This is a genomic window from Polynucleobacter sp. AP-Latsch-80-C2 (assembly GCF_018882185.1).
Lineage (GTDB): Bacteria > Pseudomonadota > Gammaproteobacteria > Burkholderiales > Burkholderiaceae > Polynucleobacter.
The window spans coordinates 129,960-152,875 of sequence record NZ_JACVOY010000004.1 but is presented as its reverse complement, the minus strand read 5'-3'; the positions used below and the strand labels follow the sequence as shown (position 1 = coordinate 152,875).

Annotated in this window: 19 protein-coding genes and 2 pseudogenes; 11 read left to right on the top strand and 10 right to left on the bottom strand. The window is 46.8% G+C overall.

Annotated elements, in window-relative coordinates; genetic code table 11:
* Positions 1–6: 6 nt before the first annotated feature.
* Positions 7–783 (top strand): annotated as a pseudogene (gene proB, locus ICN47_RS06245) (glutamate 5-kinase); the annotation flags it as partial.
* A gap of 22 nt (positions 784–805) precedes the next feature.
* On the opposite strand, the gene ICN47_RS06240 reads toward proB, so the two are convergent.
* Positions 806–1,357: a CNP1-like family protein gene (locus ICN47_RS06240; protein WP_216219031.1), complete on the bottom strand. Its 552-nt coding sequence runs from the start codon at positions 1,355–1,357 to the stop codon at positions 806–808.
* Positions 1,354–1,953 (bottom strand): RNA pyrophosphohydrolase, encoded by a 600-nt coding sequence (locus tag ICN47_RS06235; protein ID WP_216219030.1) that lies wholly within the window; start codon positions 1,951–1,953, stop codon positions 1,354–1,356. Before ICN47_RS06235 ends, ICN47_RS06240 begins: the two co-directional genes overlap by 4 nt.
* Before the next feature lie 48 nt (positions 1,954–2,001).
* On the opposite strand from ICN47_RS06235, the gene ICN47_RS06230 reads away from it, so the two are divergent.
* Complete coding sequence (locus ICN47_RS06230; RefSeq protein ID WP_216219029.1) at positions 2,002–3,744, top strand: proline--tRNA ligase; 1,743 nt, start codon at positions 2,002–2,004, stop codon at positions 3,742–3,744.
* Between the two features lie 18 nt (positions 3,745–3,762).
* Here ICN47_RS06230 and ffh read toward each other — a convergent pair whose 3' ends face one another.
* A complete protein-coding gene (gene ffh, locus ICN47_RS06225) occupies positions 3,763–5,145 on the bottom strand; it encodes a signal recognition particle protein (protein WP_216219028.1) in 1,383 nt (460 codons plus the stop codon).
* A gap of 20 nt (positions 5,146–5,165) precedes the next feature.
* On the opposite strand from ffh, the gene ICN47_RS06220 reads away from it, so the two are divergent.
* The 5 genes from ICN47_RS06220 to ICN47_RS06200 all read left to right on the top strand — a co-directional run bounded on the left by ICN47_RS06220 (position 5,166) and on the right by ICN47_RS06200 (position 11,956).
* Positions 5,166–6,014 (top strand): inner membrane protein YpjD, encoded by an 849-nt coding sequence (locus ICN47_RS06220; RefSeq protein ID WP_216219027.1) that lies wholly within the window; start codon positions 5,166–5,168, stop codon positions 6,012–6,014.
* Positions 6,015–6,017: 3 nt separating this feature from the next.
* Positions 6,018–6,836: a 1,6-anhydro-N-acetylmuramyl-L-alanine amidase AmpD gene (ampD, locus tag ICN47_RS06215; RefSeq protein ID WP_370626276.1), complete on the top strand. Its 819-nt coding sequence runs from the start codon at positions 6,018–6,020 to the stop codon at positions 6,834–6,836.
* A gap of 275 nt (positions 6,837–7,111) precedes the next feature.
* Positions 7,112–10,078 (top strand): ribonucleoside-diphosphate reductase subunit alpha, encoded by a 2,967-nt coding sequence (locus ICN47_RS06210; RefSeq protein ID WP_216219026.1) that lies wholly within the window; start codon positions 7,112–7,114, stop codon positions 10,076–10,078.
* Between the two features lie 45 nt (positions 10,079–10,123).
* Entirely contained in the window at positions 10,124–11,308 is a 1,185-nt protein-coding gene (locus tag ICN47_RS06205; protein WP_216219025.1) for a ribonucleotide-diphosphate reductase subunit beta, read from the top strand.
* A gap of 333 nt (positions 11,309–11,641) precedes the next feature.
* Entirely contained in the window at positions 11,642–11,956 is a 315-nt protein-coding gene (locus tag ICN47_RS06200; RefSeq protein ID WP_255538953.1) for a hypothetical protein, read from the top strand.
* A gap of 225 nt (positions 11,957–12,181) precedes the next feature.
* Here the strand turns inward: ICN47_RS06200 and ICN47_RS06195 are convergent, their stop codons facing one another.
* The 7 genes and pseudogenes from ICN47_RS06195 to ICN47_RS06170 form a co-directional block, all read right to left on the bottom strand.
* The gene (locus ICN47_RS06195; RefSeq protein WP_216219024.1) at positions 12,182–13,147 is read right to left on the bottom strand and encodes a carbohydrate kinase family protein; all 966 of its coding nucleotides are present in this window, start codon (positions 13,145–13,147) and stop codon (positions 12,182–12,184) included.
* A 42-nt stretch (positions 13,148–13,189) separates the two neighbouring features.
* On the bottom strand, positions 13,190–13,711 hold the full coding sequence (locus ICN47_RS12950) for a DUF3426 domain-containing protein (protein WP_255538949.1): 522 nt from the start codon (positions 13,709–13,711) through the stop codon (positions 13,190–13,192).
* 78 nt (positions 13,712–13,789) lie between these two features.
* Positions 13,790–14,710 (bottom strand): annotated as a pseudogene (prmA, locus tag ICN47_RS12945) (50S ribosomal protein L11 methyltransferase); the annotation flags it as partial.
* Positions 14,711–14,726: 16 nt separating this feature from the next.
* Positions 14,727–16,091 (bottom strand): acetyl-CoA carboxylase biotin carboxylase subunit, encoded by a 1,365-nt coding sequence (gene accC, locus ICN47_RS06185; protein ID WP_216219022.1) that lies wholly within the window; start codon positions 16,089–16,091, stop codon positions 14,727–14,729.
* Positions 16,092–16,139: 48 nt separating this feature from the next.
* A complete protein-coding gene (gene accB, locus ICN47_RS06180; RefSeq protein ID WP_216219021.1) occupies positions 16,140–16,595 on the bottom strand; it encodes an acetyl-CoA carboxylase biotin carboxyl carrier protein in 456 nt (151 codons plus the stop codon).
* Positions 16,596–16,632: 37 nt separating this feature from the next.
* A complete protein-coding gene (aroQ, locus tag ICN47_RS06175) occupies positions 16,633–17,082 on the bottom strand; it encodes a type II 3-dehydroquinate dehydratase (protein ID WP_216219020.1) in 450 nt (149 codons plus the stop codon).
* A gap of 239 nt (positions 17,083–17,321) precedes the next feature.
* On the bottom strand, positions 17,322–17,849 hold the full coding sequence (locus tag ICN47_RS06170) for a redoxin family protein (RefSeq protein WP_216219019.1): 528 nt from the start codon (positions 17,847–17,849) through the stop codon (positions 17,322–17,324).
* 26 nt (positions 17,850–17,875) lie between these two features.
* Here ICN47_RS06170 and mpl point away from each other — a divergent pair, with 26 nt between their 5' ends.
* Genes mpl through ICN47_RS06150 form a run of 4 tightly spaced genes read left to right on the top strand, consistent with a single transcriptional unit; the run spans position 17,876 to position 22,885 of the window.
* Entirely contained in the window at positions 17,876–19,273 is a 1,398-nt protein-coding gene (gene mpl, locus ICN47_RS06165; RefSeq protein ID WP_216219018.1) for a UDP-N-acetylmuramate:L-alanyl-gamma-D-glutamyl-meso-diaminopimelate ligase, read from the top strand.
* 24 nt (positions 19,274–19,297) lie between these two features.
* Complete coding sequence (gene fabG / locus ICN47_RS06160) at positions 19,298–20,032, top strand: 3-oxoacyl-ACP reductase FabG (protein WP_216219017.1); 735 nt, start codon at positions 19,298–19,300, stop codon at positions 20,030–20,032.
* Positions 20,033–20,034: 2 nt separating this feature from the next.
* Positions 20,035–22,047, top strand: coding sequence for a ribonuclease catalytic domain-containing protein (locus ICN47_RS06155; RefSeq protein ID WP_216219016.1), 2,013 nt, complete (start codon positions 20,035–20,037; stop codon positions 22,045–22,047).
* The gene (locus tag ICN47_RS06150) at positions 22,031–22,885 is read left to right on the top strand and encodes an energy transducer TonB (protein WP_216219015.1); all 855 of its coding nucleotides are present in this window, start codon (positions 22,031–22,033) and stop codon (positions 22,883–22,885) included. Before ICN47_RS06155 ends, ICN47_RS06150 begins: the two co-directional genes overlap by 17 nt.
* Positions 22,886–22,916: the final 31 nt, after the last annotated feature.

Sequence of the window (22,916 nt, the reverse complement as noted above, 5' to 3'; positions counted from 1 at the left end):
ATTGATATGACTGTTCAAAAATCCAAACGAATTGTTGTCAAGGTAGGTTCAAGCCTCGTAACCAATAACGGCGAAGGCTTGGATCATGCTGCTATTGCGATGTGGGCTGATCAAATGGCGGCATTGCAAAAAGATGGCCATGAGGTATTGATGGTGAGCTCCGGCGCGATTGCTGAAGGCATGCAACGCTTAGGTTGGACTAAACGTCCTCAAGAAATTCATCAACTGCAAGCTGCTGCTGCAGTAGGTCAAATGGGCTTGGTGCAGGTCTACGAAAGTTGTTTTGCACGCTTTAATTTGCGTAGTGCTCAAATCCTATTAACCAATGCGGATTTGGCGCATGCAGAACGCAATGCGAACGCTAAGGCGACGGTAGATACTTTGCTCAAGCTGGGAGTGGTCCCCATCATCAATGAAAACGATACGGTTGTTACGGATGAGATTAAGTTTGGTGACAACGATAGTCTGGCAGCTTTAGTAACGAATCTAATCCATGCTGATCTTCTTGTGATTTTGACGGACCAAGGCGGTTTATATACTGCTGATCCACGTCAAAATCCCGATGCAACCCTCTTATCGGACGCGGTTGCTGGCGATCCTGCTTTGGAAAAAATGGCTGGCGGCGCGGCGAGTGAGTTGAGCAAAGGTGGGATGCTCACTAAGGTCTTGGCTGCAAAGATTGCTGCTCAAACTGGAGCATCCACTGTGATTGCCTCAGGACGCGAACCGCATATTCTGACTCGCCTATTGGCAGGCGAAAAAATGGGTACCTGCTTGACAGCAAAATAAGCTTTGCTGAGTAATCTCAATAAGGTGGCGGCGCAATACTGCCAGTAAAATTCCTGGGGTTAAGATTTTGCAGTACCTTCTGCAGGACTTTTTCTTGAGTGAGTAGGTTACAAAAAGCCCCTTGTGCTAAAGCTGCCTGATAACGATTAGGAACAGGATCGCTAATGGCTCGCCATGCAGACAAAGGGTTTTCTTTCCACTTACCATTTTCAAAAGTGCCATATAGGCGCCATTGAAATGAGTCACATCGAATGCCTTCGTATTGCAATTGCGTTTCACCGCTAGGATTGGTAATGGCGACTGTGTAGCGTGTCACGCCATCAGCACCAATCAAAATAGAGTTGGTATCTACTGCAAATTTGAAAATAGTGGTGCGTGAAACATAAAAAGGTTGCAAGGTTGATGGATTGGGGGGATTCAGAGGCAATGCAGTGATTCCTTCCTTAAACACCATCGGTGCAAATGGGTCTAGGCCACTCTCAAGTGAGTCGCCGGCACATCCCACAATACTGAAGCATAGGATTGCACTGCTTAGATAGAGATGAGAGCGCTGGATGAATAGCATCATGTTGATTTTTGTTCTGGGTCAGGTTCTTTGGGATGATCTTCATTATTTGAATAAAAAGACTGTATGAGGTCAAGAGGCGCGCCCCAGGCAAGTTGTTGCATGCGCAGTCCGCGAGATAGGTAGCGCGCTAACTCAGAGAGGGCAAGTTGATAAACCTCTCTTTTGAAGTCAATAACGCCATCGAGCTGAATCCAGAAAGGAACCCATCGCCAAGCATCAAACTCAGGATGTTCAGAGGCGCGCAATTGAATATCGCTATCCAGACCTACTAATCTCAGTAAAAACCAAATTTGTTTTTGTCCGCGGTAAGCGGCTCTGTGAACGCGGGTGGCATGTTGACGGCGCAAGTATTCCTCAGGGACGTCGTAACGAAGCCAATCCCTAGTTCGTCCAATAATTTGGACATGTTCCGGCAGCAAGCCAACCTCTTCATGCAATTCGCGGTACATGGCCTGCTCAGGGCCCTCGCCATGTTGTATCCCGCCCTGCGGGAACTGCCACGAATGCTGCCCAACGCGTTTTCCCCAGAAAACCTCGTTACGGGCGTTGAGGAGGACAATGCCGACATTGGGGCGATACCCTTCACGGTCAAGCATGATCGTGCCTCAAATCCTTTAAAATCAATGATTTGATTATATCCATACATGAAAGCATCACAGTCATTTCTCGCCACGCTAAAAGAAGCCCCTTCAGATGCTGAGGTGGTTTCGCACAAGCTCATGGTGCGCGCAGGTTTAATTCGCAAACTCAGCGCCGGTATTTATAACTATTTACCCTTAGGTTTGAAGGTAATTCGCAAGGTAGAGAACATCATTCGCGAAGAAATGAATCGTGCGGGTGCCATCGAATTGTTAATGCCGATGATTCAGCCAGCTGAGCTGTGGCAAGAAACAGGCCGCTGGGAAAAGATGGGCCCTGAATTACTGCGTATTAAAGATCGTCACGATCGTGACTTTTTGATTCAGCCAACTTCAGAAGAAGTTATTACTGATTTGGCCCGCAATGAAATCAAGAGTTATAAACAGCTCCCGGTCAATTTTTATCAAATTCAAACAAAATTCCGTGATGAGCGTCGCCCCCGTTTTGGCATCATGCGTGGTCGTGAGTTCAGCATGAAAGATGCTTACTCATTCGATCGTGATACCGAAGGCTTGAAGAAATCGTATCAAGTGATGTTCGATGCATACACCAAAATTTTTAAGCGCATGGGTCTGCAATTCCGTGCCGTCACTGCTGACAACGGCGCTATTGGTGGTTCCGGTAGTCAAGAGTTTCATGTGATTGCCGATACTGGTGAGGATGCGATTGTGTATTGTCCAAACTCCGATTACGCAGCCAATCTAGAGGCGGCAGAATCTCTGGCATTAATGGCCTCACGGGCTCCAGCAGGTGCTGCTATGGCAAAAGTACCAACACCAGATAAGACGAATTGTGCTGATGTTGCGAAGTTCTTAAATATACCGCTTGAAAATACTGTGAAGTCTTTGCTCTTTGCAGCGGATCAGGAAAATGGGCCAGCAAAACTCTTTATGTTGTTAGTGCGTGGTGATCATGAACTAAACGAAGTGAAGGCCAGCAAAGTACCGGGTATGACTGAATCTCGCTTTGCTACTGAAGCAGAGATCTTGCAAGCATGCAAGGCACCCGCTGGTTATTTGGGTCCAGTCGGCGTGAGCTCTGAAGTCACGGTGGTGGCTGATCGTACAGTTACCAATATGTCTGACTTCGTGTGTGGTGCAAACGATGCGGGACATCACTTAACTGGTGTGAACTGGGGGCGTGATTTACCTGAGCCTTTGGTATTGGATATTCGCAATGCGGTGATTGGTGATCCATCACCGGATGGCAAGGGTGCCGTGGACATCTGTCGTGGCATTGAAGTAGGCCATGTATTCCAACTGGGTACACGTTACTCTGAAGCGATGGGCTGTACTTATTTAGATCAGCAAGGCAAAGCACAGCCTATGGTGATGGGTTGCTACGGCATCGGTGTAACGCGTTTACTGGGCGCTGCGATTGAGCAAGGTCACGATGAGCGCGGCATCATTTGGCCGATTTCGATGGCGCCATTTGAGGTAGTGATTTGCCCAATGAATTACGACAGGTCAGAGCTTGTTAAGGCAACTGCTGACCAACTTCATGATGAACTCATTGCTGCCGGCATCGATGTGATTTTGGATGATCGCGGTGAGCGTCCAGGTGCGATGTTTGCTGACTGGGAATTAATTGGTGCCCCATATCGCGTGGTGATTGGTGACCGCGGTTTAGCGGACGCTGTGGTGGAATTTAAAGGGCGGACTGACGAAGAGTCACAAAATATTCCACTTGCTGACATCAGAGAAAAAGTCATTGCTTCCGTTGCAGCAGCCAAGAAATTGGTTGCTTAACTAAGAACCAATTCAGTTCTATTTTTTAAATAGCCCGCCGATACCTTTGGCTGCGCCTTTTGCGGCCATGGTCGCCATAGTGCGGGCCATTTTTCCACCTTTGAATTGCTTCATCATGGTTTGCATTTGCTCAAACTGAACCAGGAGTCGGTTGACTTCTTGCACCTCTACGCCAGCACCAGCAGCAATTCGACGCTTGCGACTGGCTTTGAGTAATTCGGGTTTGCTCCGTTCGCGAGGCGTCATGCTGTCAATAATTCCGCGCATGCGTTTCGTTTGTTTGTCAGCGTGACTAAGATTCGTTTTTGAAGCGGCTTGAGCAACTTGACTTGGTAATTTATCCATCAAGCTAGCCATGCCACCCATCTTCTGCATTTGTAGCAATTGATCGCGGAAGTCTCCCAGATCAAATCCACCTTTAGAAATTTTTGTTGCTAGCTTTTCTGCTTGAGCAACATCCACATGTTGTTGTGCTTGCTCGACCAGCGCCAGAATATCGCCCATGCCCAAAATGCGATTGGCCATGCGTTCTGCATCAAAGGCCTCCAGGCCATCCATCTTTTCTGCTACACCAATAAACTTGAGCGGGACGCCAGTCACTTGGCGAACAGAAAGCGCAGCACCACCGCGTGAGTCACCATCGAGCTTGGTGAGGATGACGCCAGTTAAAGGCAGCGCCTCATGGAAGGCCTTAGCGGTATTGACAGCATCTTGACCTAGCATCGCATCAACCACAAATAAGGTTTCAATCGGATTGAGGCTGGCGTGCAAGGTTTTAATTTCTTGCATGAGGGTTTCATCAATACCTAAGCGTCCTGCGGTATCGACAAGTACGACATCGAAGTAGTGACGACGCGCCCAATCCAGAGCAGCCAGAGCAATGTCATTTGGCTTTTGATTGATATTGCTTGGGAAAAATTCTGCACCCACTTGCTTGGTAACCGTTTCTAGCTGTTCAATAGCAGCAGGGCGATAAACGTCACAAGAAACCGTGAGTACTTTCTTTTTCTTTTTCTCTTGTAGCCACTTCGCCAATTTACCGACTGAAGTTGTCTTACCAGCACCCTGCAGACCAGCCATCAAGATCACCGCAGGAGGCTGAGTCGCTAAATTAAGTTCACCACTTTGATTGGTATCGCCGCGCATGACTTCTGCGAGCTCTCTTTGAACTACGCCTACCAAGGCTTGACCAGGGCTAAGACTGCCAACCACTTCTTCGCCCAAGGCTTTAAATTTAATTTGCTCTAGCAAAGACTTCACCACTGGTAGGGCTACGTCGGCCTCTAATAAGGCCAAGCGGATCTCCCGCAGCATCTCTGCGGTGTTGCTTTCGGTGAGGCGGGCTTGCCCACGCATTGTTTTAACAACGCGCGATAGGCGATCGGTGAGGTTCTCTAGCATTTATGGATTAGACTTTCTAGATGGACATTTTAGGTTACTCAAGTTACGGATATCTGCCTTGTGCACTTTATTTGCTTCTTTTGCTCTTTTTAAGCTTCAGAGCAAAGGCTGGCGTGGAGTCTCCTACTTCAAGCGCCTTGATACAGGCGGCTATCTTTGGGACTTTGGTTATTCATGGCATTCAATTACATGACTCTGTTTTTACGCCTTCAGGCTTTGTATTTGGATTTGCCCAAGATTTATCCCTGATTGCCTGGGTGGGTTTGGCTTTTTACTGGTTTCAGTCTTGGTTTCTGCCTATCTCCAGCTTACGCTGGGTAGCCATTCTATTTGCATTTATTTGCACCATCTTGCCCAATCTATTTCCTGGCACCTTGATTTCTCCAAAGGCGGTTTCAGATCCTTGGTTTAAGGGCCACTTTATTGTGGCAACCATATCAGTGGGCCTACTCAGTTTGGCAGCGATGCATGCAATGTTGATGAGTATTCAGGACCGTGCCTTGCATCGGCAGCTGGCCATTGTCCCCAATAGTCGCGCAGCGCATTGGTTAGAGGACTTACCCCCATTAATGACCATGGAAAGCCTCTTGTTTAACTTACTGTATGTTGGCTTTGCTTTACTCAGTCTGACAGTATTTTCTGGTTTACTGTTTTCGCAAACGCTCTTTGGTAAGCCGTTGGTGTTTGATCACAAAACTATTTTTGCGCTGCTCTCTTGGTTTTTATTCGCTGGCCTCTTAATTGCCCGTTGGAGAGTGGGTTTACGTGGGCGCGCGGCAATACGCTGGGTCCTCAGTGCATACACTGCCTTATTGCTAGCTTATGTCGGTAGCCGTTTTGTGTTGGAAGTCATTCTCCAAAGAGCATGATCCGTGTTTAAGTGGCTTCTCTTGATTGCAGGCTTTACTCTGTTTTACTTTTGGCTTAAAGGCAATAAGCAGGCCAAAGTTCAACGCGAGCAATCCGCTAGATCCAATCCCCGTAAGGCTAAGGCGGCGGTTGAGCCAGAGGCAATGGTTCTCTGTCAGTACTGCCAAGTACACCTTCCAAAGTCCGATGCGTTAGTGAAGGAGGACCGTTTTTATTGCTCGAAAGAACATCTGCAAGCACTCGATCATCAGGGTTGGTTGGGCAATGCTACTTGGAGAATTTCTCCAAACCAAGATAGTCGACCTGAAAACGTGACACCTGACTTAGTGGTGGTTCATCACATCAGTCTTCCCCCGGGGGCTTTTAAAAGTCAGGCCTCTAGTCAATACATCATTGATTTTTTTCAAAACAACTTAGATACCACTGCGCATCCCTATTTTGAGGAGATTGGTGCTCAAAAGGTATCCAGTCATTTTTTAATTACCCGTTCAGGTCAGTTAATTCAATTTGTCTCTACACACAACAAGGCTTGGCATGCTGGGGTTTCTGCATTTTTCGGTCGGGAAAAATGCAATGATTTTTCAATTGGTATTGAGCTGGAGGGTGATGGCGATACTCCTTTTGAGGAAGCGCAATATCAAGTACTGGCAAATTTGATTAAAAAATTAAGCAGTTCGTATCCAAAACTGCAATTTGCAGGACATAGCGATATCGCTCCAGAGCGAAAAACTGACCCGGGAATATTTTTTAATTGGAAAAAGTTCCAAAAAGAGACAGGCATTTCTCAGGAAAAATTACCTTACGGACTAGATTCCCGCTAGAGCTCATTTTTGTATGTGAGCATATGCTCACTTTTCTAGCCTTTACCTAAAAAGGGCTGAAAAATACGCACCAAAATGACCCCAAAATAAGTACAAAACTTAGTAAAAATACTTATAAATATTCGTCAGAAAAAGCTTACCAAAGCTTCAATATTTCCCTATACTTAGTGCCTAATGCACTTCGAAACACTAGATGTAGTGTTTGAATCTCGCAATACACCATTGTTTTATAACGATTTTTTGTCCAAATAACTATATATAAAAGCAGGAGCAACATGACATACGCTAATCCACAAACAGCAGGCCAACCCTCTGGTGCTAGTAATCCAGGAATGAGCCCTGCAGGGGCTATGAATCAAGCCCCTTCTGCTGGCTTTGTCGCCGGTGGTGTTGGTGGTACTCAGGCAACGCAATTGTCTGATTACAAAATTATTCGCCGCAATGGCTCAGTGGTTGCTTTTGAGCCATCCAAAATTGCAATCGCAGTAACCAAAGCATTTTTAGCTGTAAATGGTGGGCAAGGGGCAGCTTCAGCACGTGTGCGTGAGCAAGTAGAGCAATTGACCCATTCCGTAGTTCGTGCCTTATTGCGTAGCCGTCCTAATGGCGGAACCTTCCATATTGAAGATATTCAGGATCAAGTTGAATTGGCCTTGATGCGCAGTGGTGAGCACAACGTTGCTCGTGCCTATGTTTTGTACCGTGAGAAGCGCAATCAAGAGCGTGCTGCCCAGCAAGAAGTTTCCCAGCAGACACAAAGCTCTCATGAGGCAGGTGAATCAGGTATCAAAGTAACTGATAACGGTGTTGAGAAGTGGTTAGATATGGCCGCTTTACGTACCGTGATTGAGGCGGCTTGTGAAGGTTTAGGCAACAACATTGATGCAACACCAATTATTACTGAAACCATTAAGAATTTGTACGATGGCGTACCCATGGCGCAAGTGTATGACTCAGCGATCTTGGCATCACGCACATTGATTGAGAAAGATCCGGCTTATAGCCAAGTGACAGCGCGCATCTTGATGCACGTGATTCGTAAAGAAATTTTGGGTCATGAGGTATTGCAAGGTGATATGCAAGCTGAATACGGCACGTATTTTGCGAAGTACATCAACGAAGGTATTTCTGCAGAGTTGTTGGATCCACGCATGCGTGAATTTGATTTGCCAAGATTGGCTGCTGCCTTGAATGCAAGCCGTGACTTGCAGTTCAATTACCTTGGCCTGCAAACTTTGTATGACCGCTATTTCTTGCACATTGAAGACCGTCGCATTGAAATGCCACAGGCTTTCTTTATGCGCGTTGCGATGGGCTTATCCCTGAATGAATTGGACCGTGAGCGTCGTGCGATTGAGTTCTATGAAATCTTGTCTACATTTGATTTCATGTCCAGCACACCAACTTTGTTTAACTCTGCAACAACACGTCCACAGCTTTCTAGCTGCTATTTGACAACAGTGGATGATGATCTTGACGGCATCTACGAAGCATTAAAAGAAAATGCGTTGTTGTCTAAGTTTGCAGGTGGCTTGGGTAATGACTGGACTAACGTTCGCGCCTTAGGTAGCCATATCAAAGGGACTAACGGTAAATCACAAGGCGTTGTGCCATTCTTGAAAGTGGTAAACGATACAGCGGTTGCTGTGAACCAAGGTGGTAAGCGTAAGGGTGCAGTTTGTGCCTACTTGGAAACATGGCACTTGGATATCGAAGAGTTCTTGGAGTTGCGTAAGAACACTGGTGATGACCGCCGTCGTACCCACGACATGAATACTTCAAACTGGATTCCTGACCTGTTTATGAAGCGTGTCATGGAGAACGGTGATTGGACATTGTTCTCACCATCTAATACGCCCGATTTGCATGACAAGTTCGGCAAGGCATTTGAAGAAGCTTATGTTGCTTACGAGCAAAAAGCGGACCGTGGTGAGTTGAAGCCATTCCGCAGAATTCCGGCGCAACAGTTATGGCGCAAGATGCTAGGCATGTTGTTTGAAACTGGCCACCCATGGATCACTTTTAAAGATCCTTGCAATATCCGTAGCCCACAGCAGCATATTGGTGTTGTGCACTCTTCAAACTTGTGTACTGAGATTACTCTCAATACCAACGAGAGCGAAATCGCCGTATGTAACCTCGGTTCTGTGAACTTAACTGCTCACATGACTACTGATGCTAATGGCAAGATGATTTTGGATCACGAGAAGCTCCAAAAAACCGTGCGTACTGCAATGCGCATGTTGGATAACGTGATTGATATCAACTACTACGCAGTGGCAAAAGCACGCAATTCGAACTTAAAGCACCGTCCAGTCGGTATGGGCATTATGGGCTTCCAGGATTGCTTGCATATGCAACGTATTCCTTACGCTAGCGATGAGGCTGTGAAGTTTGCGGATTCCTCAATGGAAGCCGTTTGCTACTACGCCTACCAAGCTTCTTGCGAATTGGCAGAAGAGCGTGGCGTATACAGCACTTACAAAGGTTCTTTATGGGATCGCGGCATTCTTCCACAAGATTCAGTAGCCATGCTTGCTACTGAGCGCGGTGGTTATGTTGAGGTTGATAACTCTTCTACGATGGATTGGAGCGGTTTGCGTTCACGCATCAAGCAGCACGGTATGCGTAACTCCAATTGCGTGGCAATTGCACCAACAGCAACGATTTCAAACATTATTGGTGTTTCTGCCTGTATCGAGCCTACATTCCAGAACTTGTTCGTGAAATCCAATCTTTCCGGTGAATTCACGGTAGTGAACGAGTACTTGGTACGTGATTTGAAGGATCGCGGCCTTTGGGATGAAGTCATGATTGCTGACTTGAAGTACTTTGACGGCACTTTGTCTAAGATCGACCGCATTCCACAAGATTTGCGCGATTTGTACGCTACAGCATTTGAAGTAGAGCCAAGCTGGTTGGTTGAAGCGGCTTCCCGTCGTCAGAAGTGGATCGACCAAGCTCAGTCACTCAATATCTACATGGGCGGTGCATCCGGCAAGAAACTGGATGACACTTATAAGTTGGCATGGTTGCGCGGCTTGAAAACGACTTATTACCTCCGCACGATGGCTGCAACGCACGTTGAGAAATCAACAGTTGCTAGCGGTCAGTTGAACGCCGTTTCTAGTGGTGGTGGCGTAAACGGAACAGATGCTGCAGCAGCGCAAGAGGCGGATGGTCCAGTTTGTACAATGCGCCCCGGTGATGACGGCTTTGAAGAATGTGAAGCATGCCAATAAGCGATTTGCTTATTGGTCAGAAATAGAAGAATTTAGGAGAAAGTTATGTTGAATTGGGATGAGGAAGTTGCTCCAGCACTAGCGAAAGCTGGTCTTGCACCGCAGCCGGTTGCAGTGGAGCCACAACGTCCACAGCCAGACGAAGTAGCAATGGCGCCACAAACAGCTGCGCCAGCATCAGTTGCCGCAGCAAATTTAGCGGGTGGCGCAGCCTTGCGCGTCAATGCTGCTGATAAGCGCGTGATTAACGCGAAGACTGACGTCAATCAGTTGGTTCCATTTAAATATAAATGGGCATGGGAGAAGTATTTAGCTGGTTGCGCAAACCACTGGATGCCACAAGAGATCAATATGAATCGCGATATCGCGCTTTGGAAAGATCCAAATGGCTTAACTGAGGATGAGCGTCGCATTATTAAGCGCAATCTCGGTTTCTTTACGACTGCAGACTCTTTAGCTGCAAACAATATTGTTTTGGGTACTTATCGCCACATTACCGCTCCAGAATGCCGCCAATACCTATTGCGCCAGGCTTTTGAAGAGGCAATTCATACTCATGCCTACCAATATATTGTGGAATCTTTGGGTCTAGATCAGTCCGAAATCTTTAATGCGTACAACGAGATTGAGTCAATTCGCGCTAAAGATCAGTTCTTAATTCCCTTTATCGACGTCTTAACTGATCCAAATTTCAAGACTGGCACATTAGAAGCTGACCAAAAATTACTTCGTTCGCTGATTGTTTTTGCTTGCGTAATGGAAGGTTTGTTCTTTTATGTTGGTTTTACGCAAATACTTGCAATGGGTCGTCAAAACAAAATGACGGGTGCTGCTGAGCAGTATCAATACATCTTGCGCGATGAGTCTATGCACTGCAATTTTGGTATTGATTTGATAAACCAAATCAAGCTGGAGAACCCGCAGTTATGGACTTCCGAGTTCAAAGACGAGATCAAATCGATCTTCGAAAAAGCGGTCGAATTAGAGTACCGTTATGCCGAAGATACGATGCCTCGCGGAGTGCTCGGATTGAACGCTCCGATGTTCAAAGGGTACCTAAGATACATCTGTAATCGCAGATGTTTGCAAATAGGACTTGACGCGATGTTCCCAAATGAAGAGAATCCATTCCCATGGATGTCAGAAATGATTGATCTTAAGAAAGAAAGAAACTTTTTTGAGACACGCGTTATTGAGTATCAAACTGGTGGTGCGCTAAGTTGGGAGTAGTAAGGTAGTTTGAAAGCGCACAGCCGGTTAATTGGAGATTAGACGGTTGGATAGTTTAAGAAGTCAGCAAAACAAGACTCAAATCCGAAAACCCTTGTTCAAGGGTGTCTGGACTACTCTCTCTATTTTTTCCAGCATATTTAAGAAGCCGTTGCCCTTTGGGGCTACGGCTTTTTTTCCAAGATTCATTAGCGTGCAGCACTTTGCATCAAGCCGCGCGCCGATGAATGGCTCGCTCGTCAGATCCAATCGGTTGCAAAACCAGGCGGAAATGAATGGTCGGGTCTTCTTAATCGGTAGTTTGTACTAATCCTCACGTGAAGGAGCATGACTATGGCAATCGCCAAAAAGAAACCTGCTGCAAAAAAACCAGCTGCTAAGAAAAAAGTAGCTGCTAAGAAACCAGCTGCTAAAAAAGTAGCTAAGAAGAAGCCTGCTGCTAAGAAGCGTGTAGCTGCTAAGAAGCCTGCTGCTAAAAAAGTAGCTGCTAAGAAGCGTCCTGCTGCTAAAAAAGCTGCTGCTAAAAAGCCAGCTGCTAAAAAAGTAGCTAAGAAGCGTCCTGCTGCTAAAAAAGCTGCTGCTAAAAAGCCAGCCGCTAAAAAAGTAGCTAAAAAAGTAGCAAAGAAGCGCGTAGCAAAAAAAAAGTAAGTAAGCCTGCTGCGAAGAAAACGGGCTCCGCTGTAAAAAAGCCCGCGGCTAAGAAAGCTGCACCAGCGTCTAGTGCGTTGAATCCTGCTGCTGCCTGGCCCTTCCCAACTGGCACACGTCCTTAATCGGACGGGTGTTACTAGAAGGGGTCTCTCACGAGACCCCTTTTTTTATTGCTTATTTTTTCCGAAGGGCTCTGGTGAAGCCCAGACTCAGCTAGGGTGTTTAGAGGCTAAAGCTAAAGCCAAAGGCTGATTTGAATTGATCGGCGATCTGATCTTTGCTCAATTGATGGTTTTGCGGACCTTGATGGGTAATTTTGATAGAGCCCATCAGACTTGCTAGGCGACCAGTTATTTCCCAATCCATGTCGTTTTCTAATCCAAAGAGCAATCCACCACGGAATGCATCTCCACAACCCGTTGGGTCAATCACTTTTGCTGCCGGTACTGGTGGGATAGCAATGCATTTACCATCCGAGTAAATATCTGCACCTTCAGCGCCTTTAGTAACGATCAGGGCTTTAACGCGCTCCGCAACTTTTGCCAGGCTTAAGCCAGTCCGCTGGGAAAGCATCTCTCCCTCGTAGTCATTTACTGCCAAGTAGCTTGCAATATCCACCAATTCAAGCAACTCAGGGCCATTGAACATTGGCAAACCTTGGCCTGGATCGAATACAAATGGAATGCCTGCCTCAGCAAGCTGGTGACAGTGCTCCCACATTCCTTGACGACCATCGGGCGCAACGATGCCGAACTTAGCGGCACCCTTGGCATTGTTGCTGCGCTCAGCCACGACTTCAGAGACTTGGTTTAGATGAGACTCTCCCATTGCCCCGGGATGAAAAGCGGTGATTTGATTGTTGGCTTGATCGGTGGTGATCATGGCTTGTGCAGTAAATGCTTGATCAATCTGGCGAATATGGCTGGCATCAATCTTGAGTTTTGAAAGACGATCCATGTAAGGGGCAGCATCACCACCAACAGTTGCCATGATGATGGGGTCGCCGCCCAAGAGCTTTAGGTTGTAGGCAATATTGCCGGCGCAGCCACCGAATTCACGGCGCATGGTGGGAACTAAAAACGCCACATTCAGAATATGAATTTGTTCAGGCAAGATTTGATCGGCAAATTTGCCTTCAAAGTTCATGATGGTGTCGTAGGCGATAGAACCGCAAATCAAGCTAGCCATAAATTACTTTCTGTAGGTGGTAAGGGGTAAAAAGATTGAGAATTATTGAGGATAAAGAATGCGTACGCGATAGCCAGCAGCATTTGCTGGTAGCAAAAGCGGTAATTGCGCTTGAATGAGATCTCCAGAGGGTGCACCTGTCGATAAAAAATCGGGATGAGTCTCTTGCCACGCAACCGGTAACCATTCTTTTGGTGTGAGTTGAATCGATTTCAGTTCAGATTCTTCTGAATCCGTGAGAGAAATTTCTAAATTTGGTATCAAAACTGCGATTGCAAGACGATTTTGTATTTCAACTTGTAATACAGATTGATTAGGAGCGTTTTTAAGCCCCTCTCGCGCGTTTTCAGGTGTGAGTGTGGCGGAAGTTATTTTCCACGCAGCAAAATCGCTTACGGGACGGTTAATGCAGCCCAATGCGATACACAATTTTTGATCAACGCGTTTTAATACAGAAAAAGTGCTGACTGCGATAGCGGGAGATGTGCCATCGACGCGTGGCGCCAATATTGGTAGCAAAGAATTTCTTGAAAGGTGTTCACCAAACACCAGCAAGATCAGCAAAAAAAGTCCGAGCAGGATTAATTTAAGACTTTTTTTTTGAGCCGGCGCGGAAATAGCTTGTGATTTGCGATCTGCTAGCGTGCCATGTAGGCAAACCCAGCCTTCACTTTCTTTCCAGACGGAGAGCGTTAGCCATTGGCTATAGGTTGCAATCACTTCTTCTGCCTGGCGTGCAAGGACGCCAGATAAAACAATTTGACCGCCAGGGCGCATTTTATTGACGAGTGCTGGCGCAAGGACTTGCAGTGGATTGGCCAAAATATTAGCGATCACGATGTCGTATTTAGTTTTGGCAGCTAATTCAGGAGCATCTTCGTTCGGCAATACAAACTGAATCACCGTATTGTTGATTTCAGCGTTACTCCGGGCGGCAACCATGGCTTGTGGATCGATGTCGGTTCCCACGACAGGCTTGGCACCCAGTTTTGCAGCAGCAATTGCCAGTATTCCTGAACCACATCCGTAATCAAGCAAACTTTGGTTTTGTAAATTGCGATGTTGTTCTAACCACAGCAGGCATAAGTGGGTCGTAGGATGACTGCCCGTCCCAAAAGCTAGTCCTGGATCTACCGCTAAACAAATGGCATTGGGATCAGTGGGAGCTTCGTGCCAAGAAGGGACAACCCAAATCCGCTCGCCAATTTGGATGGGAGCAAATTGGCTTTGGGTAAGTCGAACCCAATCTTGTTCTTCGACAATTTTTTCTTCAGGGGGGGAAAGATGAAACCCCGCTTCTTTCAGAGAGACAAGCAGTTGAGAGACAAAATCAGCGCTTCCTGAATCATCTATCTCTGGGTTAAAGAGGGCGGTGACTGAAGATCGTTCCCAAGCTTGTACTTCTGGGGAAAGACCGGGCTCTCCGTAGAGAGGGTTCTCGTCATAGCCACCGGCAGCATCATCCTCAACCGTGACTGACAAGGCGCCCAAGTCGATGAGCGCATCACCTAGCGGTTCGGCAGTTTCGGCAACGACCGTAAAGACGAGCTCACGATATGACATGAAGAACCCGTATCAATTAAGATTTCCCGCGACTTGCGGCTTGCTCTTCTAGGCGATGCTCTAGGTAGTGAATGCTGGTACCACCCTCCATAAAATTAGGATCGAGCATCAATTCACGGTGCAAAGGAACATTGGTGGTGATGCCATCAATGACCATTTCGGAGAGCGCAATTTGCATACGACGAATCGCTTGTTCGCGAGTATTGCCGTAAGAAATCAACTTACCAATCATCGAATCGTAGTTCGAGGGAACTACGTAGCCACTGTAGGCATGAGAGTCCACACGAATCCCTGGACCACCGGGCATATGGAAGGAACCGATTTTCCCTGGGCTTGGGGTGAACTTAAACGGATCTTCTGCATTTAAGCGGCACTCAATGGCATGACCACGGAAGACGATGTCTTTTTGGCGATAGCCTAACTTGAGACCCGCAGCAATGCGAATTTGTTCTTGAACAATGTCGACACCAGTAATCATTTCGGTAACGGGGTGCTCAACTTGAACACGGGTATTCATCTCAATAAAGAAAAACTCGTTGTTTTCATAGAGGAACTCAAACGTTCCGGCACCACGGTAACCAATCTTGCGGCAAGCTTCTGCACAACGTTCGCCAATCTTCGCGATTAAACGACGATCAATACCTGGTGCTGGTGCTTCCTCAATGACTTTTTGGTGGCGGCGCTGCATAGAGCAATCGCGCTCGCCCAGCCAAATGGCATTACCATGGGTATCAGCCAAAATCTGAATTTCTACGTGGCGTGGCTTTTCTAAAAACTTCTCCATATAGACTTCAGGATTTCCGAACGCACGACCAGCTTCCTCTTTTGTCATATTGACAGCATTGAGGAGGGCGGCTTCAGTATGTACAACACGCATACCGCGGCCACCACCACCACCTGCAGCTTTGATGATGACCGGATAGCCCACCTTTTTTGCAGTAGCAATAATTTCTTTTGGGTTGTCTGGCAATGCGCCCTCTGATCCAGGAACGCAAGGTACGCCTGCTTTAATCATGGCGCGTTTTGCAGAGACCTTGTCGCCCATTAAGCGAATTGATGCTGCAGTTGGACCAATAAAGGCAAATCCTGATTTTTCAACGCGCTCAGCAAAGTCCGCGTTTTCAGAGAGAAAGCCGTAACCAGGATGAATGGCTTCTGCATCTGTTACTTCAGCCGCAGAAATAATCGCAGGCATGTTGAGGTAACTAAGTGGCGATGGCGCTGGTCCGATGCATACCGCTTCATCAGCTAGTTTGACGTATTTCGCTTCTTTGTCAGCAGTCGAGTAGACGACGACAGTTTTTATTCCCAACTCGCGGCACGCTCGTTGGATACGGAGGGCAATTTCCCCCCGATTGGCAATCAGAATCTTATCGAACATGTCGGCTCTGAGTTAGGTAATAGTGGATAAAAAGAATGCGTTAAGTAATTAAGCAATGATGAAAAGTGGCTGGTCAAATTCAACGCCTTGACCGTTTTCACAAAGAATCTGCTTAATCACGCCGTCTTTTTCGGATTCAATTTCATTGAGTAATTTCATCGCCTCAATGATGCAAAGTGTTTGACCAACCTTCACAGTGTCACCAATGTTGACAAAGTTTGGTGATTCAGGATTTGGAGCGCGGTAGAAAGTTCCCACCATCGGTGAGCGTGCGACAAAACCAGTTTCTACTGGCTCTTCTGGGGCGACCGGCGCGGCTACAGCAGCTGGTGCAGATTGCATCACTTGGGCTGGTGCAGGATTTGCATAAACCATTTGCCCGGCAGGAGCTGGCGCACCAGCGTTGACGATGCGCACACGGTCTTCGCCTTCATTCACTTCTAATTCAGAAATACCTGATTCAGAGACTAGGTCGATCAAGGTTTTTAGTTTTCTCAGATCCATATGAGTACTTCCTCTCTTGTGATTCTTTAAATTAAGCTTATTTTTGTAAACGAGTAATGGCTGCTTGCAGGGCTAATTCATAGCCGATCGCACCTAAACCGCAAATCACACCAGTGGCAATGTCAGACAAATAAGAGTGCTTACGGAATTCTTCACGCTGGTGAATATTGGATAGATGGATTTCCGTAAACGGAATAGCAACACCAGCTAAGGCATCACGCAAAGCCACGCTGGTATGAGTAAAGGCACCCGGATTGATGATGATGAAATCAACCCCATCTTGCTTTGCCTTTTGAATGCGATCAATTAATTCGCCTTCATGATTGCTTTGATAGGTATCAAGCTCGACCGAGTTCGCTTTTGCGGTCTCACCCAGCTTTTTATGAATATCTTCTAGGGTTGTTTTCCCATAAACCTCTGGTTCACGGGTTCCCAGTAAATTAAGATTTGGGCCCTGAATAACGAGAATTGAAGCTTTTTTAGACATATTTCCCTGTTTTTAGATGCAGTTCAGTATCAATTGCTTACTTTGGCTTTTGACTACAAATGCGTCTTGGATGAATTTGATGCTTCATTCATTACAAGGGAAAGTATACCCGCTCAATCTCTTAAAAAGGCTAAAAAATAACGATTTTTAGCTACAGATATTGAAAATTTAGGACCTAGAAACGGATTTTTTGGCTGTTTTGAGACTCGTTTTTTTAGTTAAAAAGTCTTTAAATATTCTCAAATTGCTTCTTTAATTGCTTTTCTGAGATCATCTTCGTTTATTTTTCCTAATTTGCTAAATACTGCCTTGCCCTTGGCATTAATGATGATCGTATAAGGTAGGGCGCCTTGGGTGTTACCTAGCTGCTTAGAAAGATTGCTGCCCTCAAGGCCGCCAATCACGATAGGATAAGAAACATTGGTCTTTTTGAGAAATTCACGAATATTAGAGGGTGAATCAATACCGATGCCGACAAATAAGACATTTTGTTGCAAAAAATCTTTCTGAAGGAGATCTAAAGTAGGCATTTCCTCTACGCAGGGAGGGCACCAGGAGGCCCAAAAGTTCACAACTAAGACTTTTCCCTGCCAATCTGCAGAATTGATGGCTTTTCCATCCGGAGATTGCCAAGCATTGGCAAAAAAAGCTTTAACGGCAGGATCACTTGCAAGCCCTGTTTTAGAAATCCACTGTGAACTGAAGACTCCAGCCATTAGTGCCAAAAGGCTAATTACGCTAATACTTAACCACTGTCTTCGATTCACTGCCACTCCTTCGCTAAAATTCGCTGATGCATATACATATCTTGGGCATTTGCGGCACCTTCATGGGCGGCATTGCCGCAATCGCTCGACAGGCTGGACATCGCGTCACAGGCTGCGATGCCAACGTGTATCCACCAATGAGTACGCAACTCCAAGCACAGGGCATTGAACTCATTGAGGGATTTTCTCCGGATCAATTATCCCAGTTTGACACGATGCCGGATTTATTTGTGATTGGTAACGTGGTTTCTCGTGGCAATCCATTAATGGAGGCCATTCTCAACCAAGGTCTTCCTTATATTTCTGGTCCGCAATGGCTCGGTGAACAAGTTTTATATAGCAAGCATGTGTTAGCAGTGGCAGGCACCCATGGTAAAACAACCACTTCTGCAATGCTTACATGGATTCTGGAATTCAATGGGTATAAGCCTGGTTATTTAATTGGTGGAGTGCCACTCAATTTCACAGTCTCTGCACATTTGGGTGGCGGTAAATATTTTGTGATTGAAGCAGATGAATACGACACCGCTTTTTTTGATAAGCGTAGTAAGTTTGTGCACTACAGACCTCGCACTGCACTTCTCAATAATTTAGAGTTTGATCATGCCGATATCTTTGCTGATTTAGCGGCAATCGAAACGCAATTTCACCATTTAGTGCGTACCGTTCCCGGTGATGGCCTATTGGTAGTCAATGGTGAGGAACAAGCGCTTGAGCGGGTTGTGACACGTGGCGCATGGGCCCCCGTAGAGCGCTTTGGGCAGGAGTTGAGTAATGAGTGGTCACTCATTTCACAAGAGGCCGATGGTTTCATTGTTCGAAAATCTGGCAAAGAGATGGCCACGGTGAAATGGGCACCCGACTCTGGTGTCATGGGTAGACATAATCAGTTGAATGCGCTTGCTGCGATCGCTGCTGCGAATCACATTGGTATCTCCCCCGAAAATTCAGCACGTGCTTTGGCGGCGTTTAAGAATGTCAAACGCCGTTTAGAAACCGTCGGTGTAGCAAATGACGTTACCGTTTACGATGACTTTGCCCACCATCCCACTGCTATTACGACTACTGTGGATGGATTACGGCGTCGTGTCGGTAAATCACGCATCTTGGCGGTGTTGGAGCCACGCTCCAACACAATGAAGTTGGGCGTGATGAAGGCGCAGCTTCCTGCTAGCTTAGAAGCAGCGGACAAAATTTTTGCCTATGGAGCCAATTCCGGTAAAGAATCTTTAGGTTGGGATTTAGACGAGGTTCTAGCGCCCCTCAATAGTGGCAGCTCTGGAAGAGCAAAAGCTTTTGACGAGCTGAATGCATTGGTTGAAGCTGTGGCTATGGAGGCTAAACCCGGAGACCATATTCTGGTGATGAGTAATGGCGGCTTTGGTGGTGTGCATCAAAAAATACTGAAAGCCCTTTCGGGATAAATAGTTAAAACAAGAAAGAAAAAAATGAGCGATAGACTAAAAGACAAAGTAGCGATCATTACTGGCGCAGCCAAGGGCATTGGTTTTGCGACTGCAAAGCGCTTCGCAGAAGAGGGTGCGAAGGTGATAATTGCCGACATTAATCTCGAGTCTGTGAAAGGTGCCGCTGCACAGATTCCTAATGCTGAGCCCTATGAGATGAACGTGACCGATCGCGGTAGTATTCAGGCGGTAGTAGATCAAGTGATGCAAAGACATGGACGCATTGATATCTTGATCAACAATGCTGGTATTACGCAAGACGCCCGTCTCATCAAAATGACTGAGGCACAATTTGATACGGTGATTGATGTGAATCTGAAGGGTGTGTTTAATTGCACTCAATTGATTGTTCCGCATATGCTGGAAGCGGGCTCTGGCGCTGTGGTGAACGCATCAAGCGTAGTAGGGCTCTATGGAAATTTTGGACAAACCAATTACTCAGCCACCAAGTTTGGCGTAATAGGATTTACTAAAACTTGGGCGCGTGAATTAGGCCCTAAAGGTATTCGGGTGAATGCAGTCTGCCCCGGCTTTATTGCCACGGAGATGGTTAAAGCGATGCCTGAAAATATTTTGCAAGATATTGAGCGCCGTAGCTGGCTTGGGCGCCTAGGTACTCCAGAAGAAATGGCCAATGTGTATTTATTTCTGGCGAGTGATGAAGCAAGTTATGTCAACGGTGTAGCTTTGGAAGCGAGTGGCGGGATTTCCCTCTAAGTATGAATCTTTTATATGAAGAGGGCGGGGATATCAAACTCGCCACGGTGCAGTCTGCATCTGGTTCTGGGGATGCTGAATCTTGGCAGGCAACTAGTCTGTCGGGAAAAAAGATCAAACTAAAGGCTAAAGAAGTTTGGTTGCGCTTTGAAAAGCCTGAAGCGCAGGCCGTCATGGATGAAGCGCAGACACTTTCGAAAGATATTGATCTCCAATTGCTTTGGGATTGCGCTCCGGATGAAGAGTTTAGTTTGGTAGATGTTGCGATGGAGTACTTTGGTGCGCAAGCGAGTATTCCGCAGCAAGTCGCTTTAGCAATCGCTTTGCAAGGTGCCCCAGTATTCTTTCGGCGCAAAGGGCGTGGCCGCTTTCAGAGAGCGCCACTGGAGCAATTGCAGGCTGGCTTGGCGGCTTTAGAGCGCAAACAAAAAGAATTGGAGCAACAAGGTGTTTGGCAGCAAGAGCTAGTACAAGGCATCTTCCCAGAAACCCTCAAGTCCTCTGCAACACAATTACTTTTTTCTCCAGATAAAAATACTTCAGCCTATAAGGCCTTGATTGCTGCCTGTACGGAAACTGGTGAATCTCCTGCGCAATTGATGATTCGCTGTGGCGCTATTGAGTCTCCATTAGCGTATCACCAGGGATTATTTTTAAAGGCACATTTCCCAAATGGTGCTGCTCATCACGAGAGCATCGGTGTTGACCAGTCTGCCTACGATGCTGCTATTGCGCAGTTGCCGCTCGCTGAAGTAAAGGCATTCTCTATTGATGATGCCGGGACAACAGAGATCGACGATGCCTTGTCTGTAACCGATTTAGAGGGTGGCGGTCACCGTGTAGGTATCCATATTGCTGCTCCAGGTTTAGCAATCGCCAAGGATGATCCTTTAGATCAAGTGGCTCGCAGCCGAATGTCTACGGTGTATTTCCCCGGCAACAAAATTACGATGTTGCCAGATTCGGTGATTGAGCAATTTTCACTAGATGAGGGCGCACCTCGACCAGCACTATCCATCTATGTCGATATTGATGCGGATGGCCAAGTCAATCAAGCGTCTTTGCAAATGCGTGCCGAGATGGTGCCCATGGCGGCAAATTTACGCCTAGAGGATTTAGAGCATTTAGTGAGCGAAGAAAGCTTGCTTGATGATGGGGCGGCCTACCCCTTTCGCAAAGAGCTAGCAGTCTTATGGAAAACAGCCAAATTACTTCATGCTGGCCGTCAAGAGAAGCGTATAGCCAATGGCCTGCGTGCAGAGCAACTTGGCGTGACAGATCCCAATGCTTTAGCCAGAGACTTTTATTTTGAAGTGGAGCAAATCAATGGTGAGGAACACGTAGAAATTATTCCTCGTCAGCGGGGATCGGTGCTCGATACCATCGTTGCTGAATGGATGATTTTTTGTAACAGCGCTTCCGGACAGTTGCTTGCTGATTATGGCCTACCTGGACTCTTTAGAACCCAAAAGGGATGGGGTCCACTGCGCACTCGGATGCAAACCACTCCAGGACCTCATGAAGGTTTAGGTTTGGATTATTACGCTTGGTGTACTTCTCCATTGCGTCGCTATTCTGACTTGGTGAATCAATGGCAACTGATTGCTTTGGCTCAGCATGGGGTAACTGCCAAGATGGTTGCGCCATTTCCCCCAAGGGATGCAACTCTCATGGGAATTGCTGCCGACTTTGAGTCTTGTTATCAGGCTTATGGGGAGTATCAGGACAGATTAGAGAAATATTGGTGCTTGCGTTGGATTGCGCAAGAAGGCGGATCGAGAACGGTTTATGTTCGTCACCTTAAAGAGGGTATGTCACGAGTGGAATTAGTGCCTCTACATATTCCTGTGCCAGAGCTAGCTGCTCATCCCCGTATGACGCAGGCGCAAGTGCTTATCGCTGATGTCGATTTATTGCAACTTGGGGCTGGGGTAAGAGTATTGGAAATTGAGGCGCCTGCAAAAATTGCTGAAGAGATCGTAGAAAATCCTGCTGAAGATGGAAGTCCACAGTAACTCCACCATACTTTATTTGCAAAATGCTTGGCGTCGCCATCCATTTCAATTTGCTCTTTGTGCCTCGCTGGTAATACATCTCCTTTTTTTATCGGTTCGTTGGGGTGCAGGAGAAATCCAAAGTCGCCGACTAAATACACCTCTGAGCGTGGTGTTGGTGAATGCCAGCAGCAAGACTCCGCCTTCACAGGCTAATAAATTAGCTCAAGCGGATTTGCAGGGCGGTGGAAAAATGGAGAATCAAGATGCTACTGCTTTGCATCGGGCTCGTTTGGGCGCCGAGGCGCGCTTAGAAGTTTTAGAGAAACAGCAAAAGCAAATGTTGGCCAAGTTAGATGAGCAACGCGCTCGCTCTGGCGGACGGAAAAGTGGTGATGAGCAAAAAATTACGCCACAACTCAATTCTTTAGAGGCAGAGCTGGCAAAGCGTTTGCAAGCAGATGGTCGCGGACCGCGGCGCAAGGTCTTAACAGGCGCAAATGCTAAGGCGGTGAGTTTTGCGCATTACTACGATGCGATGCGTCAAAAGATTGAGGCCTACGGCAGCGCATTCTTCCCTCGCGCTAATGGCCGGCCTTTATATGGCAGCCTCATCATTGTGGTGAGTGTCGATGCCCAAGGCAACATTACGAGTAATGCCCAAGGTAAGGATGGCCTATCCATTGGTCGCAGCTCTGGTAATGCTGAGTTAGATCGCCAAGCCTTGGCTATCGTTCGGGCTTCAGCGCCTTTTGGCCCCTTTCCGTCAGAAATGCGCAAGCAAATTGACGTCTTAGACTGGGTCTCGACTTTTGAGTTTGCTCGTGATGGTGCCGATCGCTTGGAATTGCGAAATTAAATTCAATTACAAAATAGTCCAAGAAATTCAC

Bases quoted from the DNA above. Each gene is read 5' to 3' on its own strand.
- ICN47_RS06240 (WP_216219031.1), bottom strand. From the start codon at position 1,357: ATGATGCTATTCATCCAGCGCTCTCATCTCTATCTAAGCAGTGCAATC.
- ICN47_RS06235 (WP_216219030.1), bottom strand. From the start codon at position 1,953: ATGCTTGACCGTGAAGGGTATCGCCCCAATGTCGGCATTGTCCTCCTC.
- ICN47_RS06230 (WP_216219029.1), top strand. From the start codon at position 2,002: ATGAAAGCATCACAGTCATTTCTCGCCACGCTAAAAGAAGCCCCTTCA.
- ffh (WP_216219028.1), bottom strand. From the start codon at position 5,145: ATGCTAGAGAACCTCACCGATCGCCTATCGCGCGTTGTTAAAACAATG.
- ICN47_RS06220 (WP_216219027.1), top strand. From the start codon at position 5,166: ATGGACATTTTAGGTTACTCAAGTTACGGATATCTGCCTTGTGCACTT.
- ICN47_RS06210 (WP_216219026.1), top strand. From the start codon at position 7,112: ATGACATACGCTAATCCACAAACAGCAGGCCAACCCTCTGGTGCTAGT.
- ICN47_RS06205 (WP_216219025.1), top strand. From the start codon at position 10,124: ATGTTGAATTGGGATGAGGAAGTTGCTCCAGCACTAGCGAAAGCTGGT.
- ICN47_RS06200 (WP_255538953.1), top strand. From the start codon at position 11,642: ATGGCAATCGCCAAAAAGAAACCTGCTGCAAAAAAACCAGCTGCTAAG.
- ICN47_RS06195 (WP_216219024.1), bottom strand. From the start codon at position 13,147: ATGGCTAGCTTGATTTGCGGTTCTATCGCCTACGACACCATCATGAAC.
- accC (WP_216219022.1), bottom strand. From the start codon at position 16,091: ATGTTCGATAAGATTCTGATTGCCAATCGGGGGGAAATTGCCCTCCGT.
- accB (WP_216219021.1), bottom strand. From the start codon at position 16,595: ATGGATCTGAGAAAACTAAAAACCTTGATCGACCTAGTCTCTGAATCA.
- aroQ (WP_216219020.1), bottom strand. From the start codon at position 17,082: ATGTCTAAAAAAGCTTCAATTCTCGTTATTCAGGGCCCAAATCTTAAT.
- mpl (WP_216219018.1), top strand. From the start codon at position 17,876: ATGCATATACATATCTTGGGCATTTGCGGCACCTTCATGGGCGGCATT.
- fabG (WP_216219017.1), top strand. From the start codon at position 19,298: ATGAGCGATAGACTAAAAGACAAAGTAGCGATCATTACTGGCGCAGCC.
- ICN47_RS06155 (WP_216219016.1), top strand. From the start codon at position 20,035: ATGAATCTTTTATATGAAGAGGGCGGGGATATCAAACTCGCCACGGTG.
- ICN47_RS06150 (WP_216219015.1), top strand. From the start codon at position 22,031: ATGGAAGTCCACAGTAACTCCACCATACTTTATTTGCAAAATGCTTGG.